Source organism: Agriterribacter sp., assembly GCF_035497235.1.
Classification (GTDB): Bacteria; Bacteroidota; Bacteroidia; order Chitinophagales; family Chitinophagaceae; genus Agriterribacter.
The window spans coordinates 12,259-31,673 of sequence record NZ_DATJEB010000028.1; the positions used below are offsets into that span (position 1 = coordinate 12,259).

Sequence of the window (19,415 nt, forward strand, 5' to 3'; positions counted from 1 at the left end):
CTGGATCGGTTCAACCATCGCAGATGGCTCGTTCCTCACCATGACGATACAGAGAGGTACAGATGCTTCCTGCGTCAGCATGATAAAACAGCAGTAAAGCCGTTGAGCATTTAAAACAAAGCCAAAGCAACAACCCACTGCCTGTCACCCTGACGAAGGAAGGGTCTGTAATGACTACCGACCATTCACTTTTCACCACTCACAACCCTCACCCCTTACCCAACGCCGTTGCGTTCTTTTGTATTTTACGGATAGCCGCGGCAATCTGATCCATATCCGTTTTACTGCCCAGCAACATGTTCTGGAAAAACCATACCGCCTGTTCGGTGGTCAGTATATCGTTTTGCGGGCATTGATTGCGCGCTAACCATTCCTGCATGGTTTTTTCACCGTATATTTTAAGATAGTGTTTGTTTTTGGCGAGACCGGTAACATAGCTGTCTTTGTTGATCATGCCATAACCTCCGGAGCAGGGAATACCTTCCGCGCTCAATGCTTCGAGGAATTTTGCACGGCTTAAGCCCGCGAAATGCTCTTTATTATAGCGGAACATATACAGGTGATAAGCACTTGCGGTAGTGCCTTCATACAATTTAGCCGGGGTAATGCCCGGAATATCATTCAATAATTTGCTGAGGTAATCAGCGTTTTCCGTTCTGCGTTTCGACTGATCTGCAAGACGGGTCATCTGCGCCAGCAAAATACTGCCCTGGAATTCGGTAAGCCGCATATTGGTGCCACGGGTACCCACACCGGGATTGTAGGCGGCGTGCTGACCTCCCTGCCCCTGGTTGTGAAAGGAGTAGCAGGTTTTGGCAAAGGATTCATCATTGGTAACAATAGCCCCGCCTTCGGCACAGTTTAAATTTTTCGACGACTGAAAGCTAAAACCTCCGGCTAACCCATAGGTGCCCACTTTTTTTCCGCGCCATTCTGCCAAATGTGCCTGGCAGGCATCTTCTATTACAGGAATTTTTTTGCGACCGGCAATCTCCATGATGATATCTAAATTGGCAGGCGAGCCGCCGATATGCACCGGCATGATGATCTTAGTTTGAGCGGTGATGGCGGCTTCAATTTTACCGGCATCCACCTGGAAGCTTTCTATATCGGTATCCACAAATACGGGCAGGGCGTAATTGAGCACCACCACGTTGTAGGTGGCAATAAATGTATACACGGGAATGATCACTTCATCGCCGGGACCAATATCCAGGGCGCCCAGCATGGTGTACAGGGCACTGGTGCCACTGGAAACGCCAAGGCAGTGTTTAGTTCCTAACTGTTTCGCGTATGCGCTTTCAAAGGCAGCCATCACATTGCCGTTTAACCGGCCCCATTTTTTGCTTTTCAGTACATCCATCAATCCCTTTTCCTCCGGTTGCCCGTATACCGGCCAGCCCGGGAATGTTGGAGCAAATGCTTTGGTACCGCCCAAAAGCGCGGGCTTTGCATTACCTGCATTTGCCGTTACGATATGCGGTGCTCCTATAGCCAGCCCCGCTCCTGCCATGGAAATGGTATTGATAAATTTCCGGCGGTTAAAGTTGCTTTGCATGCGTATAGATTTAAAATGTATTATTTAATAAACTGGGGGGTTGAAGCCTCACCCCAACCCCTCTCCGCCCGGAGAGGGGCTAATAGATTTACACTAGTCAGCATATCCCTATTTACCCGCCAGTAAATACCCTGCTACATCTGCCAACTCCTGCTCTGATATGCCGGCAACAGCGGGTTCCGGCATGAGGCTTTTGTTTTGCTTTTGCCTTGAGCTGATCTTATCCGTTGCAATGGTATGTTGCTGCCCGGCTACATCTTTTACAATTACGGCCTGTTTATTTTCACTGATCAAAAAGCCAAAAAAGGAACCCCCATCTTTTGTATTGATGAGCCAGGGTTCATAACCCAATAGTATAGCCGCACTGGGGTGAATGATGGCATCGAGCAAACTGGTCTTATCAAACTTTTTTCCAATGCTGGTTAATTCCGGCCCAATGCTGCTACCGGTTTGCCCAACCTTATGACAGGAAGCACAATGGCTGGCGAAAACGGATCTTCCATTTTTTTCATCGCCCTTTATGCCGGCAATATCAGTTATGGAATAATTTTTTTGCACGCCGGCCTGCTTAAAATACTTTCCTGCCTGCACCCTTACTGTTAGGTCGGGGTTTTTGAAAATGCTTTCTTCCATAGCAGGGACCAGTTCTTTTGGAAATTTATTTTCCGAAGCAAGACCAATCAATAGTTGGCCGCCTAATGAATCTTTTGCCATTTGCTCCAGCCGCCCTTTTCTTGCGCCTAATGAAAGGTGTTCATCCTGCACAGCCAGCAATCTTGCTTTCATGGCAGCCAATTTCCGTTCATAACCGGTATTGATGTTCAATTTCTTCCAGTCTAACAACGCATACCAATCGTTGCCCTGGCGGAAGGAAAGCCAGTAGGAAGCCTGTTCGGCCACATCGGGTAACTTATTTTTGCTTAGCGCCAGCATGGTTTCAGCCGCCCCTTTATCTTTTATAAACGCAATGGCGGTAACAGCAGCCCTTCTTTCCTTAGCATCAAGCGCTGCATCACCGGCACGCAGCAAAAGATCGGGCAAAGCCACTGCCGGGTGTAAACGCCAGGCAAACATGCTCATTTTTTTATCCCACTCAGCAGGCGTTTTATCATTTGCCAGCAATTGTTTTATTTCGGGATATATTTCTGCTTCATGCCCGGCCATTGCTGCGGCCACAGCATTCAGGTACCACCGGTCTTCGCCGTCAAACTGCCCGGCCAGCTCCATTAATACGGGTTTGGTTTTTTCAAAAGGCAGATCCCGCAGCGCAATGGCAATTTCCCTGCGCACAAATGCCGAAGGATCTTTTTGCAATTGCACGGCATAGGGCATTATATCGGGAACGGCTACACGCAAAGCACGGAAAGCCGTAGTCCTGGTCATTTCATTATCGCTTTTTAATAGTGCTGCGGTTGCCGCTACGCCTTTTTGTCCCAATTGTGCCAACAACCATATCGCCCTTGCCTGTATATATGGATTTTCATCTTTTAATAATTGACTAACAGGTTCAACAACCCCTTCGCCCTGCTGCTTCAATTGCTGAAACCCAAGGTGGCGGACATTGATAGCCGGATTGCGGAGTGCTGCTATTTGTCCTTCGGTTGTACCAAGATCAATTTTCGGGGAACGGAGTGTTTTGTTTTTAGGCGTTACGCGATAAATTCTTCCGAAACCTTTTTTATCCTGCATCTGGTGTCCGCCCACAACCGGGTCGTACCAATCCGCTATATATATCGCACCATCTGTTCCTATAGCCACATCGCTGGGACGAAACCATTTTTCTTTATGCGTATTGGCGGCACTGTCGTTCCATACATACAATGCATTATCCCCGCTTAAAGAGGTGATGAAGTTCTTTCTTTCGCCGGGCACCAGCCCCGATTTTTCCTGGTGCGGATGATAACCGAATATGACATTCCTTCCTGCATCGGCGCTTAATAACAGTCCGCGGTATTTTTCTCCCAGCGCATCGCCTTCATTTAATACCACACCTGTAGGCGCTCCTGCCCCGCTCCGGTCGCCCACGGGCATTACGCCGGGATCTTCCTGGTGCCAGTGTGCTGTAAATATCTCCTGGTCGGGCCGCTGATCGGCCTGCCAGGTTCTTGTTCCGTCTGTACTGAAGTAGCCGGCATTTCCGCCTTCTGCCAGCCACGATACACGGCAGGCCGCCACTTCATCATCATTATCGTTCTGCCAGAAATTGCCATACGAATCGGCAGTGAGTTCATACGCATTCCTGAAATTATGCCCCATTACTTTTAATCCTGTACCATCCGGATGAATACGCAGGGCCAATCCCCCAACCCATACTTTTCCGTCATCACTTTTTAAATTGCCTTCATTTTTGGTATTATACGGCGTTCCGCCTGTATATATACTGCCCGAACGCAGGCTCCACCCACTTTTATCGGTTACCATATGCGGACCTGCATTGCCTGTATTAAAATACCAGTTGCCATCGGCGCCGGCCAATACCGCATGCAGCGAATGATCGTGATCCTTTCCGCCAAAACCAGTCAGAAAAATTTCTTTTTTATCGGGCTTGTCATCACCATCTTCATCGGTATATATAATAATACTGGGAGCACATGAAACGACCACCTTGTTTCCCATTACGGCTATGCCTAAGGGTGATACAAGGCTGGTATCCTGCACAAATAATTTTGAAGAATCGGCAACACCATCGTTATCGGTATCTTCCAGTATCATTACCCTGTCGCCTTTAGGATGATGAAAGAATGCAGTGGAATCGTTATTGAAATTGCGGTAGTTCACTGCTTCGGTTACCCACACTCTGCCCCGCGCATCTATATCCATATTGGTGGGATTATAGAACATGGGCGTTTCAGCCCATAACGTAACTTCCAGGTCATCGGGAAGATAAAAAGGCAGATCAGTTCTGGCTTTTGGGTTTGATGGCTGGCAGGCTGCAAAAAAAAGGATACAAAAAGCAATGCCTGTAAAAGCGCCGGTTGATTTCATCCGTATATTTTAAGTATTAAACAATTGGCGCAGGTAGGCAAGATTGTGACGGTAACTTTCAACTGTATCGCCGCCTTTGGGTATAGCGCCTTCTATCTGCATCCACCTGCTACCCTTATATCCTGTTTGATAAATGGCTTCGCTTACGCCTTTCCAGTTTACCGTTCCTTTATCTAATAAAAATCCGTTTTCTTTCATATGCAGTTCGCATACCCTGTCTTTTCCCAGCTTTTTAAATTCAGCAATCGGGTCATGACCTGCATCAGCCGTATTGCGAAAGTCGAAATACACTTTTAAATTTTTTGATCCTACCGCATCAATGATCTCCATATGCTCCTTTGCATCCAGGTAAGATTCAATACCCAGCACAATACCGTTGGCTTCCGCATAGGGCATTAAGTCCCGTAGATGTTTAATGGCCGCTGCTTTCCTGGCGTCATCATTGCGCAGGTCGCTGGCATTAAAAAAGGCCAGCAGCAAAACCTTTACCTTAAGATTTTTGGCCGCATCAATGGAACCCTTTACCCATTCCTGTACCCGGTCATCGGAATGAAATGGCACCCGGTTATATATACCCATTGCCAAACTCGAAATAGCAATTCCGGTTTGAGCCGAAGTTTTAAGATAAGCATCCTGAATTTCTTTTTGCCTGATGTGCAGGTTGTTTTCCACACTGCCCATATCTACCATAATGCCATCCAATCCAATAGTTTTAGCTACCTCAAAAGCGCCAATGTCGCTCCCTTTGCCTATAGACCAGTCGCAGGCTCCGATTTTAAAACGGCCCGCACCATCAGCCGCCATCAACGCTTTAAAAACACCCGTTTGCAGCAATGAAGTAAGCACCAAAGATTTTTTTAACAGCAATCGCCTTGTTATCATACCTGTTTTTTAGAAAACTAAATATATCGAATTTTTAGACGTTTTGTAAACTTGCATAAATTTAGATAATGGCTACTGAAATAAAATGTCCCAATTGCGGTCATCAATTTCCCATGGAAGATGCGGTTTCTGAAGATTATAAAAGGGAATTACGTGAAAAGATGGCTACTTATATAAAACAAAAAGATGAAGAACTGCTTAAAAAGCAGGAAGCCTTTTTGCGCAAAGAACAAATGCTGTTGCAACAGGTGCAGCAGAAAGAAGCGGAATATGCCGGTAAGTTAGCCGATGAAAAAGTGAAGATGCAAAAATCGCTTGAGGAGAACATACGGAAAAGCATAAGCGCAGATTTTGAGAACCAATTACAAATGCTGCAACAAAACAACAGGGATAATGAAACAAAGCTGCAGGAAGCCCGCAATAAAGAACTGGAATACCTTAAAAAAGAACAGGCCCTGAAAACGAGAGAGCAGGAAATGGAGATTAGTATTCAACAAACACTATTGACGGAAAGAGAAAAAATTTCAGCAGAAGTAAGAAAACTGGAAGAACAAAAGGGAAGCGCCAAAGAAACCGAATACCAGCTAAGGATGAAGGAGATGGAGAAACAATTAGAAGACCAGAAAAAGCTGGTGGATGAAATGAAACGCAAAGCGGAACAGGGCTCCATGCAAATGCAGGGTGAAGTACAGGAACTGTTGCTGGAAAACCTGCTGAGAGGCAGCTTTCCATTTGATGTTATAATGGAGGTTGGTAAGGGCGCGAGGGGTGCAGATTGCATTCAAACCATACGCAACCAGTTTGGACAGGAATGCGGTAAGATCATTTATGAAAGCAAAAGAGCACAGCACTTTGCAAACGACTGGATTGAAAAGCTGAAAGCGGAAATGCGCACACAGGGCGCCGAGGTAGCCGTAATTGTTACCCAGGCCATGCCAAAGGATATGGAACAGTTTGGAGAAAAAAATGGTGTGTGGATCTGCAGTTTTGCTGAAGTGAGGGCTCTGGCTCATATTTTGCGGGATGGTATCATTAAAATATATAACGCCACACGGTCGCAGGAAAACAAGGGCGATAAAATGCATTTGCTCTATGATTATTTGACCGGGCAGGAATTCGCTGAACAATGGAAAGCCATAAGGGAAGGATTTCTCTCTATGCGGATGTCCATTCAAAAAGAAAGAGATGCCATGGAGAAATTATGGAAGGCCAGGGAGAAACACCTGGAGAAAGTATTATTAAATGCCGCACATATACGCGGCTCTATTGAAGGTATTGCGGGACAGGACTCCATTGACCTCAATTTGCTGGAAGAGGAGGAAAAGGATAATTTATTGGGGGGCTAAGACGTTATATATTGTCCCCAAGCAAATGGAATGATTACCTGGATAGTAACAATCATATTAGTTATTGCAGTAATCTGGCGACTCACACGGTCTGCCAGGCATACCCTTACCGATTCAACCGATCAGCAGGGGCATGATAAAATTGCACAGGAGGAAGCGCATATTAAATGCCCTTTGGTATATAATGGCAACGAACTTGAATTTCCGGATGAAGTATTGAATGCCGTACTTACCAAACATTTTTCCTATTATAACCGCCTTTTAGACATTGACCGCGAAAAGTTCATCAGCCGGCTCAGAAAATTCATTAATACTAAAATATTCATTATACATGATAAAAAAGGGTACCGGGAGATGCCCATCCTGATCAGCGCGGCTGCCATTCAGCTTACTTTTGGTTTAAGAAAATACCTGCTGTCTCACTTCAATATCATACAGATCTTTCCTGAAGCCTTTGTTGGACTGGAACCATTCAGGATACTGATCGGTAACGTAACAGGCAATACCATTAATATTGCGTGGAAACAATTCCTGGAAGGATACAAAAATAAATACGACCTGCAAAATGTTGGGTTACATGAAATGGCGCATGCGCTGTATTACCAGAACTTTGAAACAGCAATAAGCATTGATAAGGAATTTAAAGATTCTTTCCGCAAGTTCAATTCCATTGGTGATAAAATTTATCATGTAGAAAAAATCCTCACAATTGGTTTGTATTCCGAATATGCGATCAAAGATTTCCAGGAATTCTGGGCGGAAAGCATAGAGATCTATTTTAAAAGCCCCGATCGTTTGCAATTGCACTATCCCGAGTTGTATAAGGTGTTGTGCGATCTGCTCAACCAGGATCCATTGAATTATCCCAATCATTTATTTGAGAAGGGATAGGATCAGGTTTCCTTTTTCTTCGACCCCGTTGGGGTCGCAATGCATTTCTATTATTAGGATTATAAACCTTAGACCCTTTCAGGGTCACATACAAATTCCCGCTGCCAATTTCTATGGAGGGATTTCCCTCATCCCAAATGGGTGCAAGGTTTATAATATATACAGACAGAGCATCTGCGACCCCAACGGGGTTGAACAATTCAATGTCATGCCACATGTATTTCAATCAAACCAGCCAATAGTATTTTAATTAATGCTGTATTCCATCCCAATGGAATGCAAAGTTTATAAATATACACAAACAGAAAAACTGCGACCCCAACGGGGTCGAACACTTCAATGTCATGTTATATGCATTTCAATACAGCCAGTCAAACAAATGCTGCTCTTCGTGCGGTATTTCAAATTTCTTCAGAAATGTGATGTACTCTTCTTTAAATGTTTGCTTCCGGTGATGCTCCTTCTGATTCATAATATACCGGATAACATTATCAAGATGTGAATGACTGTATGAAAAAGCCCCAAAGCCTCCCTGCCAGTTGAATTTGGATTTTGTAAATCCATTTTCATTAATAAATTCATTCGTGGACTTCTTTACCTCCCTTACCAGGTCAGATAAACAACAGATGGGTTTCATACTTATCAAAATATGAATATGATCGGGTATACCATTAATAGCCAGCAATTTCTGGTCCTTATTACGAATGATGCCTGTAGTATACCGGTACAACCGTTCTTCCCATAATGATTGTATTAATGCCTGCCGGTGTTTTACAGCAAATACAACCTGGATGTACATTTGCGAAAATGTTCCTGCCATATAGTGTGTTTTAGGTTAACAACCACACTAAGGTAAAAAATATGAACTAATCTTTTTATACACTCTATGGATTTCTCTTTCTATTGTGTGTCTATCTTCCTGCTGTCTCTATGTGTTCGTTTTTATTTCTTAACACATAGGATCATAGGTCATATAGGTTCACATCGTTTTCCTTCTCCTGCTGTGTTCCTGTTTGATTCGCGCCGGGGTCTTCATCAAGAGCTATTGTGGGCTAGCCATGAGACCCCGGCGATGAACTTCAACCGTTATAACACTTCTCATACATCCTTGTAATGTAACGGTATAAAATGTTTGTGATAGTTTAATTCATAAAATGCGGCACTGCCGTATTCATAGTCCGCATATTTGCCTACTAATTGCCATTTCCTGCTTACCGGATTATAATGGATATAGTCTGTTTTCTGATGTAAAAATTTATCCGATAAAATAGGCTTAGCATCAAAACTATCTTTAAACACTTTATGCAATTCCCCTTTCTTGTTCTCCCTCTCGGTAACAGATTCAGATAGCAGTCTTAGTATGATATTTTCCTCTTCTTCTTCAAGCCTTCTAATCATTTCATATGCCATAAACCGTTTCCCGTCAAATATTATTTTATTGAGATTAAAGCCGGCTTCTTTAAAGTATAGTATACCGTGCATATGGTTGGGCATAATTACATAGGCTATTATTTCACTATTACATTTATTTTTTTAATATAGAAAACCAATCATACACCAAATCACAGGAGTTGGTAATTTCAAATAAATGTAACCCGTTATAGCTTGTGAATGTACAGAAGTAAGTATTGTATACATCGGAGTGTTTATAGCGAACAGCCATCGTTAGTGCTTTTCTATATCTATCACCGGCTTACGTTCTGTAATTTTTTGCCAGCAGGTTAATAAAAACCAACAGCAAAAAGGTAATCACGGCGGGAAGCAATATAAACAACAATCCCAATCCGGGCATATTCTTTCCTGTTTGAGGGTTATAATTAAAGCAGGAAAATAAATTACTTTTCCCCGGTAGGCGGTATGAAGGTGAAAATTCACCCTCACTGCTTTTGATTAACAATTCCAGGTCTTTGCTGTTTCGCATTCCGATCAGCTTTTTAGTAATAATGCCTTCTGTATTTACACCCACTGCAATCGCATCGTGTTCAAATTGTTGACGCTTGGCATCCCATACGGGATCAAAGCCGATTGAGTTGTTCAAACTATCGATGGCACCTGTAACTGCAAAAGTCCATTGAGGATTTGTTTTCAGATCAAATATTTGGGCAAGCATCGCCATATCTTTAAGACTGTCGCGCACATCGAAGCTGATAACCAGTACATTAAAATTCTTTTTCCCTATCAGTTGCAGATTCTCTTTGAGTTGCAGAAGAAACGGGCTGCAAACACCTGTACACCTTGTAAATACCAGTGCTATTATCAATGGTTTCGTTTGAGCCAGTTGGAGGATCGTGGTACTTCTTTGCTCATCCATAACCAGCTTTGCGTCATACACCTTCTGATATATCTGGCGTTCTTCTTTCCAACCGTTTTGTGTTACCTGTCCCATAACATCAACGGCGGAAAATACCAGTGCTATGAGGAAGATGAAAATATAATTTTTATACATCTTTTACTGATATTTAAGAAAAAGAAAAGGATAGCAGTTAAATATATAGTCGCAAATATGGCTCCTGCATAGGCCAACATTTGAGCAAATGGAAATTCTGCCGGATAGTTGCTATACCTGCGGGGAATGGATTCGGCACCACCGATATAGAAAACAGCAAGAAAGCCGGCTCCGCCAAGAATAAGCAAACCCAGTTTAGCTTTTGTAAATCTTTCCCTGATGTTATTGCTGGCAAATTGCATGGCAAACCAATGAAAAAATGCCAGGCTAAACAGTACATTTCCCATCGCGTTATAGGTATGGAAATGAGCAGGAACCCAAAGTGTATTGTGCAGTACAAAATTATTAGAAATGGTAGCATCAATCAGCGCTCCTAATCCACCTATTACCCATCCGGCTACACCAATAAAAAACAGCAGGTTGGTCAATGACCATTTTATCCTGGTACGGTAAACGGCTATAATCACACTAAAAACAGTAACACCTGCTGCGGGAAGACTGGCAAGATAAGAAGCAAGTTGCCCCACAATTTGAAGTCCTTCAGGCTGAACAAAATCCATGTATAAATGATGAAAGAAGGCCGTAAGTATAAATATCAGGGAGAGGTTCCAGGCCACCGCAATATACCAGGTAGTTTTCCACTTTGGTCTTCCGCTTACTTCTGAAAATAATTCATACAAAACAGCTAATCCCAGATAAAGCATTTCATTTGCAATGGTATGACCAAAGAAATAAGTGAGGTTCTTCATTAAAAGTGCATCATTTACAAAACTGCCGCTTGAAAATAATTCCATAAAGTATAAAACAAGCAGCACCACGGCTGCCAGCAAACTGGCGATGATCCCCACCAGCGTTATCATAGATATCAGAACAAACGGCGGCGTTTCAACTTTAGGATTTTTGCGGAAATGCTGCCAGGCAAAAACCTGGGAAATGGAATACCGTTTGAGAAGTTGCATCACCATACCAAGACTCCATATCAGCCAGCCCACACCCATCACCGTTAACGAGCACAAAAACATTGGGGTAGCCCAGGAGGCCCACATAACTTTAAAAGGAAGTGGATAAAGAAATGTCCACCCAGCGTGAAAATTTCCTATAAATGTAGAAACCCAAAGCAGGGTTAATCCAACTACGGTAAAGATAAGTCCGGCAATATTTGGCCACAGGCTCACTGTAACGTATCGCTGCATCAGGAAATTGACGCCCGCCATTCCAGCAACAAACCAAATACCGATCATTGTTAATCCATGGGTAGTCATATTACCGTAGAAGGTAACGGGTGAATGGTGAATAATTTCAGCCTGATTCAGTCGCATAAGTATTCCCAATACAATACTGACTACAAACAGCACCAGTACCACCACAATCCAGAGTGCAGTAATCTTTTTAGCCTTTATTGTTTCCATGTTAATTTCTATTTATTTAATAGTAATGGATGCTCTCATACCATGATGAGCCATACCGCAATATTCCAAACACAGGATATGGTATATCCCCGGTTCCGTAAATTTCCATCTCAAGCGATTTACATATCCCGGCATAGCCTGGGTTTGAGCGATAAGTCTGCCGGAAGCATTATAAATAGCAAAGCCGTGGTTCACATCCAGGCTTGTTACCCGAAACTCTATCAGTTCATTTTTCGGTAACGCTATTGAACTTACCCCTTTGGGACTATCAGGGTCAATTGAGTTATTTGAAAGGATAAAAGCAAACTGCATACTGGCCACATGAATAACATGAGAAGGCACCTCATCCGCAAAAAAATAATAGGGAGATTTTGAAATCGTAACCCAGGCAGAAAAGCCCAGTAATACAAACAAAATCAGTATAAACCAAAATCGTTTTTTTAAAGCGTTCCGAATCCCTTCTGCAGAGAATATTTTTCCTTTTGATGTCGTAAAAACATAAACAAATACCAGTACGGTCAGTCCGGTTAATATGAGAAAAAGTATTAAGATGGATGTTTGCATGATCAAAAGATTTTATGCCTTTTTAACTATTTTATTTAACCAATCGAGCCGATCGCTCAACCAAAGCGGCAAAAGAATTCAACTCATCCGGTACGGGCATGCCCGAATAATACAAGTACGGAAAACTTTTCTCAAACGGGGGCCCGTTCATTTCGGGTACAGTCCATTTTATGTTATATCATTTTCAACAATGAAACGAACTACACGAAGAATCATTGACTGTTCTGGTGATCTCTTACCGATAGGAAAGTAATTGTATAATGAATAAGCGTCCCAGTTTCACAAGTTACATCTACTCATTTCCTGCCATTTTCCGTCTTATGCAAATAACATCGGTTGATACTTTACCTATTTACGACAAAAATGTCGTAAATAAAATCAATTTTTTTATCCGGTCAAAAACAATAGCCCATTCTTACATCCAACCGCAAGGTCATATATCGTGGTGGTTTCCAGTGTTCGCCTTAATTCATTTTTTATTTTAACGAAGCTCGTGTGCATCGGACAGGGCCGGTCATTGCTGCATATTCCGAAACCTAAACTGCATTCATTGTAAACGGAAGCGCCGTCAATTGCCAAAACAATATCACTCACTTTTATTCTCTTCAGTTTTTTACTTTCAATTTGAAATCCACCATTCGGACCTGTGTGAGAATGTACAATATCGTATTTTACCAGTGACCCCAGTATTTTTCCAGTAAAGGCTTCAGGTGACCCACAGTTGTCAACCACATCATTTATTTTAACGCGCTTACCTTCCAAAGACTGAGTGGCAATATAAATGATTGCCTTAATGCCATATTTGCATGCTTTTGAAAACAAAATTCTATGTTTGAATTGAAAAGTTAGGAAAAATTTTAATTCCGGACAAAATTATCGTAAACTATTTTACCGGAATAAGGACCCGCATCACATTCTATCGTGATTGATCTTTTAAAGTTGCAGTCAACAGTAAAAAAAACAGAGGGATGGGGTATAGTGTCTGTTATTCTGTATGCATCCTACTCCACATACTTCTCTATCTGCCCGTATAATTTCTTTTTTTCGGAAGGACGGTAGGCGTCAAATTCAACGATATAGCCGGAGCGGCTTATCACTACATACAATGGAAGGGCATACCCCCTGCCCTGCCAGAAGATACGGGATAAATCTTTCAATAATTTTTCATTGGCCCTGATATGGCTGCCGCGAAGATTAAAATATTTGATCAGCTCTTTCCATTCTGTTTCGTGTAATTGTTTGTCAACAGAAATAAAAAGATGTTCTACACCCTTTGATTTTAGAAACCTGTCCAGGTCGTTTTCATGATCAAACTGGTCTTTACAGGTAATGCACCAGCTTGCCCAAAATTCAATAAAAACAACCTTGCCCAAAAAAGGGGTCATCAGTTGCTTAAAAGAATCTATAGCGGCATAGCCCGGTATCAGTTTTTGTTCCGTTGTAAAATCGCCCTTTACTTTAGCGTAATAGGCATCCGCTTTCTTTATTAACGGATCAAGATAAGCGGTGTAATAGCTTTGCGGATAGCGCCTTTTATAATCGGCCGAAAATTTCAGCAGTTCTGTATAGTTCTTTTCCCTGCTCATCTCCGTAAATAATATTTCTGCCTCCATATATTCGGCCACATCAGGCGAAAGATTGCTTTGTATGGTTTGAAAGGTTTCTCTCATTCCGGAAGCCCATCCTGGAGCGGTTACCGCTTTACTATTGTTTCTGATCCATTGAATATACCCGTTTATATAATTGCCCGCATACAAATTAAAGCCGCCATTATATCCGAAGGTTTGCAGCGCCGCCACATTGTTAACCGGGTATTGCTTGTACAACTTCTCCCATAACACGGCAAAATCGGCAGGAAATAAAGGTTTAAACTGGGGATGATCTTTCGGAAGCTGGGTTAATGCAAATTTCCCGGATATAACCTCCGAAGTAATGGAAGCATGATAATAATCTAAGTTCATTTGCATGAAATCCATGAAGGCCTTATCTATCTTCTTTTCACTATACAGAATCCTGAAAATATTCAGCCGCACTTTTTTATCCGCTTCCATATGCTTTTCAAGCAAAGCCGCTGTGCTGTCTTTTTTATAACGGGCAACCATGTTCCCCGGGTAAGGAAGCTCCATGGAGGTAAACATTTCCTGCCCGGCATTATTATTGCCTTCAATGCGCAGTGGTTTTTCGGTGTTACTTTCATCAATATATAGCCGAAGATCATCGCCCGGCTGCACAAATAAACGAATGCTGAAATCCATTACCCGGATATCCACAAAACCGGTTTGTGTTTGCGTTAGCGTAATATTATAATTGCCGTTATGTAAAGTATCTTCCTTAACTGCCCCCCAAAAAACAGTATGATTTACCGGAAGGGTAAAAGCAATAACAGTCTTCCTTCCATTTTTTACTTCCAGGGCAATAGTAGCGGCAACTTCTCTGGCAACTACCGGGGCTAATACACATAAGAACAGGAACAGAAAGAAGAAACGCTTCATTACAAACAAATATTACAGGGTTGACCGTAACCCGGAAGATACATTAATCTTCCAGAATTACCTGAGTAGCTAATATATCTTCCATAGTGTCGTGCCGCCTTACCAGCCGGGCTTTATTATTTTTCACCAGTACTTCCGCCGGCTTAAACCGCGAATTATAATTAGAGGCCATTTCAAAACCATAAGCGCCCGCATTATAAAATACCAGGTAGTCATCTTCCCGTATCTCCGCAATCATACGGTCTTCCGCAAAAGTATCCGTTTCACATATATTACCCACTACATGGTAAGGTTGCAGCGCGCCAGCGGTATTGGATATATTTTCTATATGGTGGTAAGAACCGTAAAACATCGGGCGGATCAAATGATTAAGCCCGCTGTTCACCCCCGCAAAACAGGTATCTCCTGATTGTTTTAATACATTTACCTGCACTATAAAATAGCCCGCTTCACTCACTAAAAATTTGCCCGGCTCAAACCATACCTGCAGCCTGCGGCCATATATTTTTGCAATAGTTTCAAATTCCGCTTTTACTCTTTTACCCAGCAGCTCAATATCGGTTCCTTCTTCTCCCGGCGTATAAGGCACTTTAAATCCGCCACCCAAATCAATTACCTCCAGTTCAGGAAAATGCTTAATAAGGTCAAACAATACTTCTATGCCTTTGGCAAAAACCTCCACATCTTTAATTTCGCTGCCGGTATGGATATGCAGGGTACGGATATGCAGGTTCTTTTCCTTCATAATATCCAGCACCTTATCCATATCCTCAACCGGTATACCAAACTTGCTTTTATTATGCCCTGTGGATATTTTAAGATTGCCCCCGGCCATAATATTGGGCCGCAAGCGGATGCCCACCGGGTAACTATGCCCGTATTGCTCCCCAAACTTCCGGAGGTTCGACAGGCTGTCTATATTAACATGCACCCCCAGCAACACCGCGGCTTCAATTTCACTAAAGGCTATATTATTAGAAGTGTACAAAACCTTCGCGGGTTCAAAACCGGCCATCAAGGCCAGTTTTACTTCATTAATAGAGCTGCAGTCGGCATTGCAGCCTATGCTTTTGATGTGTTTGAGCACATTAATATTGGTAAGAGCCTTGCAGGCATAGAAAAAGGTAGCATCCGTTTCCTTAAAAGCTGCCTGCAAACGCCGGTATTGCTCCGTCATTCTTTCGGCGTGATATATATATAAAGGCGTACCAAATTGGCCTGCTATTTCCAATAGTTGCTGATGCGATAAAACCTGCGGCATAATAAGGGTGAAAAATATTTTTGCCCGCGAAATTACAGCAATAGCGCTAAAGCGGGAAATAGATTTGAAATCTAAAATTTGAAATTTAAAGCTCAGCCAATCCCCGCTCAACCACACCAGTTCCGGCTACAAGCGCTAAACTGTATTCGCATCTCAAATTTAAAATCTCAAATCTCAAATCCAACACCCCAACTCCTTTCAAAAACCGCCTGCGGCGCCAACCGGTTGATCCCCTCCTTGTCTGGTAACTGCTGGTTGCTGGTTACCGGATCTGCAATACCACACCAGGGTTCTATACAAACAAAATCCGCATCTTTTGCCGCCCATATACCCAGGTAGGGGAATCCTGCAAAATCAAACGCTATACCTTTATTATGCCTGTTGCTGAGCAAACGCACTTTACGCGACCGGAGGTTTTTAAAAACAAGCGCGTCCCTGTAAAACAATTCCTTACGCAGCGGAAGCTTTTGGGTATTTACCAGCAATGGCGCTGAATCGTTTTCAATCAATCCGTTGGCCGAAATGGGCCATCTGCCGGCAAGTTCAGGTTCATTAAACTCCAGATAATAGTCATTGTAATCCGTTCCCTCAACAAAAGGCACGCTAAAAGCCGGGTGACCGCCTACGGAGAAATACATATTGCCGCTACCGGTATTTGTTACCCTGTACATAACCGTTAGCCCGTTTTGCTGCAAACGGTATATCATATCCAACTTAAATTCAAAAGGAAACTGCTGCAGGGTTCCGGCATCGCTTTCCAGGGTAAAACACAATTCGGATGCAGTGGCTGCGCTCAGGGTAAACTGCCTGTCCCTGGCAAAACCGTGCCTGCTCAAATGGTACAACTTATTATTATAATAGTAGGTATCGTTTTTCAGGGCGCCCACTATAGGAAACAAAACCGGGGAATGCTTCGCCCAAAAAGCCGGGTTGCCGCTCCATATATATTCTATAGCGTCCTTTTTATGGTACAGGCTCACCAATTCAGCGCCTTTTTCCTTAACCGTAATACGCAGCATATCATTCTGGAGAATAAACATATCAGTCATTATTTTTATCACAATATATAAAACAGCCGGCGGCACCGGAACCTAAAGTTCCGCAGTTTCCCCATTGCCACAGGCGAAAAAACATATTTTTATTTTGCCGGCTCCTCCGCACTATACGGCTGATGTTGCGACGCTCCGTTCGGGGTTTGTATCGCTGCGCAGCAGCACCCGTTTTCAAAAAATCATTATCAAAATACCAAAAATCCGGTAAAGCGGATTATTGTCGCAGCAGGTTAACGGCATCAGGACCTTCGCAAAACAGCAGATCAATAATGCTGAGGTTAGGAACAAAGCCCAGCCGATCTTCAAAAACCTGTTGATATACCGGGCAGTCGCCGGCAAAGGAAGTAAAGTTTTTGGGCAGTACCCGGTAGCGCATGTCGGGGTACGCTTCGGGGGAATAATCTTTTTTCCAGCTTTCCGTAAAATCAACTTTCACTTCCACCCCCAGCTTTTTAATCGTCCATTGCAAAAGTGCAAAATTCCAGTCCCACAACCAGTCGTACTTCGTATAATAAAAACCTGCCATCTCATCTTTATAGTATTCAAACCAGGGAGAGCGGTTGTATGCCGAAACCACCGACCGCCAATGGAGCATTTGCCAGCGATGGCTGTTGTCAATTCTTACCTCCCGTATCAGCTTGTCCGAATGCCTGCCACCTTCCACCGGAATGCTCAGATTAATCAATCCATTGGCTCCGGCAATAATACAGCGGTTACGAAAACTGGTTTTTTGCCATCGTTCATATTGCTCAATTTTAAAATGCATGAATTGTATTGAATTTTTATATTCAATAATTGATGCAAAATATTGTAAACCAATTATTAATGTCATTATAATAAATTTTAAACATGATTTTGAGCCAGAAATTGAAAAAGGCTGAAAAAGGGTTGTATTTAGCGCTATTTTATTGATACTTTAATATTAGTTATTAGCATTCAATAATATGATATACAATTATTTATAACAATAATATTTAACTAAAAATATTAGATAATAAAAAAATACATATTTGACAAAATTTCAGGTCGTAAAACTAATATTTTTAGCCGGTCATTTGGGATTGTTTAACGCTATTTTTTATACAACTTGTGTACAACCGCTTATCTTGCACCCTATTATTATATATGAATAAAAAATTAAGATCACCCCTTACATGCCTGGTACTGGCAGTAGTACTCATCTCCTGCCGGCAACTTACAGCCCCGGAATATATTGATGTAGCTGATGTGCAGGTTAGTGGAAAAAGCTTAACCAATACCACCCTCTCTGCCAACGTGCGGTTGTATAATCCCAATAAATCCAACCTCGTTTTCAAATCGGGGAACCTGGATATTTTTGTAGATAACCGGCTGCTCGGCCATACGGAACTCGACTCCACCATTTACATCAGCAAGCTGGATACTTTTCAAATTCCGGTTGACGTGCAGGTAGACATCAATAATGTAATAGGCAACGCGTTGTCGCTGGCCATGAAAGATTCTGTTTTGCTGCGTATAGAAGGAAAAATAAGAATAGGAAAATCGGGGGTTTTTATAACCCGGCCGGTACGCTACGAACAGAAAGAAAGATTGAACTTGTTTTGAAGAAGTGCGGAAAGAAAAAGAAAAGCTCCCGAATCATTAGGATAGAGGATCAGGAGCTTTCATAGGATGTTTGTTCAAGGGATAACTGGATTTGGTTTTTACATCGGATCCTGAACTTTTTGGTTTTTCATGGTGGACGTTTGGATTTTTGGTTTTTACATCGGACGATTGGATCTTTTGGTTTTTACATTGGATCTGGATGGTTTTTCATAGCATAAGTTGTTTCTATTTCATTGATAAGGTTTATAAGCGTTTAATGGGGTTAGCTATATTTAAATTTATCAGATCAGCTATATAACGCAGTACTGCATATAAATTGCATTCTGCGCTGCCTTTTTTGAATAACCGGAATAAATTGCTTAAAATACTAAGTATATCTACGTAACACTATATCTTTCAAACGTTTGCACTACTATAAAAGCAGGTGTGCGTTCCCGGTATCTTTTCTTTCCCGAATTTGAAATAACCATAGCACTCTACTGCTAATCATTAACATATGTCAACAGCAGCCGGCCGCTATGGGGCCGTTTAAAAAGCAATATTTTGCCACGAAGTTTAAGAACGAAGAAAATAAAACCTAAAGACCAGGGCTTTGAGTATTTGAGTCTTAGTGGTATATCTGCTATATCAGCTCTTTTAGGACAGACGCATGTCATATGTATTCTTCCGGGACCCTGTCTCCCAAAATACTAACGATCTAACTGTTCTTCAGCGGATTTCTGCGACGGTTCCATATATAGTTCCGGATATTAACCCAAAAGGCCAGGAACATATATATAATAATGGGCGACCCCATGGTAAGAAGGGAAATATAAATAAAGTGCTTGCGGATGGTGGTATTGGCTATTCCTATTTTTTCACCAATATAGGAGCAAACCCCAAACACCTGCCATTCAATAAAGTGCTTGAACTTATTCATACTGCTAAATTATAAAAAATAAATAA

Annotated in this window: 17 protein-coding genes; 3 read left to right on the top strand and 14 right to left on the bottom strand. The window is 42.3% G+C overall.

The window, feature by feature from the left end; all coding sequences use genetic code 11:
* Positions 1 to 208: 208 nt before the first annotated feature.
* The 3 genes from VL121_RS07395 to VL121_RS07405 form a co-directional block, all read right to left on the bottom strand.
* Positions 209 to 1,558 carry a DegT/DnrJ/EryC1/StrS family aminotransferase gene (locus VL121_RS07395; protein WP_325403739.1) on the bottom strand — a complete coding sequence of 450 codons (1,350 nt, stop codon included), beginning with the start codon at positions 1,556 to 1,558 and terminating at the stop codon, positions 209 to 211.
* A 108-nt stretch (positions 1,559 to 1,666) separates the two neighbouring features.
* Positions 1,667 to 4,543 carry a PVC-type heme-binding CxxCH protein gene (locus tag VL121_RS07400; RefSeq protein ID WP_325403741.1) on the bottom strand — a complete coding sequence of 959 codons (2,877 nt, stop codon included), beginning with the start codon at positions 4,541 to 4,543 and terminating at the stop codon, positions 1,667 to 1,669.
* 9 nt (positions 4,544 to 4,552) lie between these two features.
* Positions 4,553 to 5,425: a sugar phosphate isomerase/epimerase family protein gene (locus VL121_RS07405; protein ID WP_325403743.1), complete on the bottom strand. Its 873-nt coding sequence runs from the start codon at positions 5,423 to 5,425 to the stop codon at positions 4,553 to 4,555.
* A gap of 68 nt (positions 5,426 to 5,493) precedes the next feature.
* Between VL121_RS07405 and VL121_RS07410 the strand changes: the two genes are divergently transcribed.
* A complete protein-coding gene (locus tag VL121_RS07410; protein WP_325403745.1) occupies positions 5,494 to 6,771 on the top strand; it encodes a DUF2130 domain-containing protein in 1,278 nt (425 codons plus the stop codon).
* Between the two features lie 30 nt (positions 6,772 to 6,801).
* Positions 6,802 to 7,662, top strand: a complete 861-nt coding sequence (locus VL121_RS07415; RefSeq protein ID WP_325403747.1) for a zinc-dependent peptidase — start codon at positions 6,802 to 6,804, stop codon at positions 7,660 to 7,662.
* Positions 7,663 to 8,020: 358 nt separating this feature from the next.
* Here VL121_RS07415 and tnpA read toward each other — a convergent pair whose 3' ends face one another.
* The 10 genes from tnpA to VL121_RS07465 form a co-directional block, all read right to left on the bottom strand.
* Positions 8,021 to 8,482, bottom strand: coding sequence for an IS200/IS605 family transposase (gene tnpA / locus VL121_RS07420; RefSeq protein WP_325403749.1), 462 nt, complete (start codon positions 8,480 to 8,482; stop codon positions 8,021 to 8,023).
* 278 nt (positions 8,483 to 8,760) lie between these two features.
* Positions 8,761 to 9,144: a hypothetical protein gene (locus VL121_RS07425; protein ID WP_325403751.1), complete on the bottom strand. Its 384-nt coding sequence runs from the start codon at positions 9,142 to 9,144 to the stop codon at positions 8,761 to 8,763.
* Positions 9,145 to 9,355: 211 nt separating this feature from the next.
* A complete protein-coding gene (locus tag VL121_RS07430; protein ID WP_325403753.1) occupies positions 9,356 to 10,108 on the bottom strand; it encodes a thioredoxin domain-containing protein in 753 nt (250 codons plus the stop codon).
* Positions 10,075 to 11,517: a cbb3-type cytochrome c oxidase subunit I gene (locus VL121_RS07435; RefSeq protein WP_325403755.1), complete on the bottom strand. Its 1,443-nt coding sequence runs from the start codon at positions 11,515 to 11,517 to the stop codon at positions 10,075 to 10,077. Before VL121_RS07435 ends, VL121_RS07430 begins: the two co-directional genes overlap by 34 nt.
* A 12-nt stretch (positions 11,518 to 11,529) precedes the next feature.
* Complete coding sequence (locus VL121_RS07440) at positions 11,530 to 12,081, bottom strand: cupredoxin domain-containing protein (protein ID WP_325403757.1); 552 nt, start codon at positions 12,079 to 12,081, stop codon at positions 11,530 to 11,532.
* A 387-nt stretch (positions 12,082 to 12,468) separates the two neighbouring features.
* Entirely contained in the window at positions 12,469 to 12,903 is a 435-nt protein-coding gene (locus VL121_RS07445) for an RrF2 family transcriptional regulator (protein WP_325403759.1), read from the bottom strand.
* 179 nt (positions 12,904 to 13,082) lie between these two features.
* Positions 13,083 to 14,573, bottom strand: coding sequence for a TlpA family protein disulfide reductase (locus VL121_RS07450; RefSeq protein WP_325403761.1), 1,491 nt, complete (start codon positions 14,571 to 14,573; stop codon positions 13,083 to 13,085).
* 43 nt (positions 14,574 to 14,616) lie between these two features.
* The gene (lysA, locus tag VL121_RS07455) at positions 14,617 to 15,834 is read right to left on the bottom strand and encodes a diaminopimelate decarboxylase (protein ID WP_325403763.1); all 1,218 of its coding nucleotides are present in this window, start codon (positions 15,832 to 15,834) and stop codon (positions 14,617 to 14,619) included.
* A gap of 167 nt (positions 15,835 to 16,001) precedes the next feature.
* Positions 16,002 to 16,874 carry an aldose 1-epimerase family protein gene (locus VL121_RS07460; protein WP_325403765.1) on the bottom strand — a complete coding sequence of 291 codons (873 nt, stop codon included), beginning with the start codon at positions 16,872 to 16,874 and terminating at the stop codon, positions 16,002 to 16,004.
* Between the two features lie 226 nt (positions 16,875 to 17,100).
* Entirely contained in the window at positions 17,101 to 17,718 is a 618-nt protein-coding gene (locus tag VL121_RS07465; protein WP_325403767.1) for a WbqC family protein, read from the bottom strand.
* Between the two features lie 293 nt (positions 17,719 to 18,011).
* On the opposite strand from VL121_RS07465, the gene VL121_RS07470 reads away from it, so the two are divergent.
* Positions 18,012 to 18,470, top strand: a complete 459-nt coding sequence (locus VL121_RS07470; protein ID WP_325403769.1) for an LEA/WHy family protein — start codon at positions 18,012 to 18,014, stop codon at positions 18,468 to 18,470.
* A 697-nt stretch (positions 18,471 to 19,167) separates the two neighbouring features.
* Here VL121_RS07470 and VL121_RS07475 read toward each other — a convergent pair.
* A complete protein-coding gene (locus VL121_RS07475) occupies positions 19,168 to 19,389 on the bottom strand; it encodes a PspC family transcriptional regulator (RefSeq protein WP_325403771.1) in 222 nt (73 codons plus the stop codon).
* Between the last annotated feature and the right edge of the window lie 26 nt (positions 19,390 to 19,415).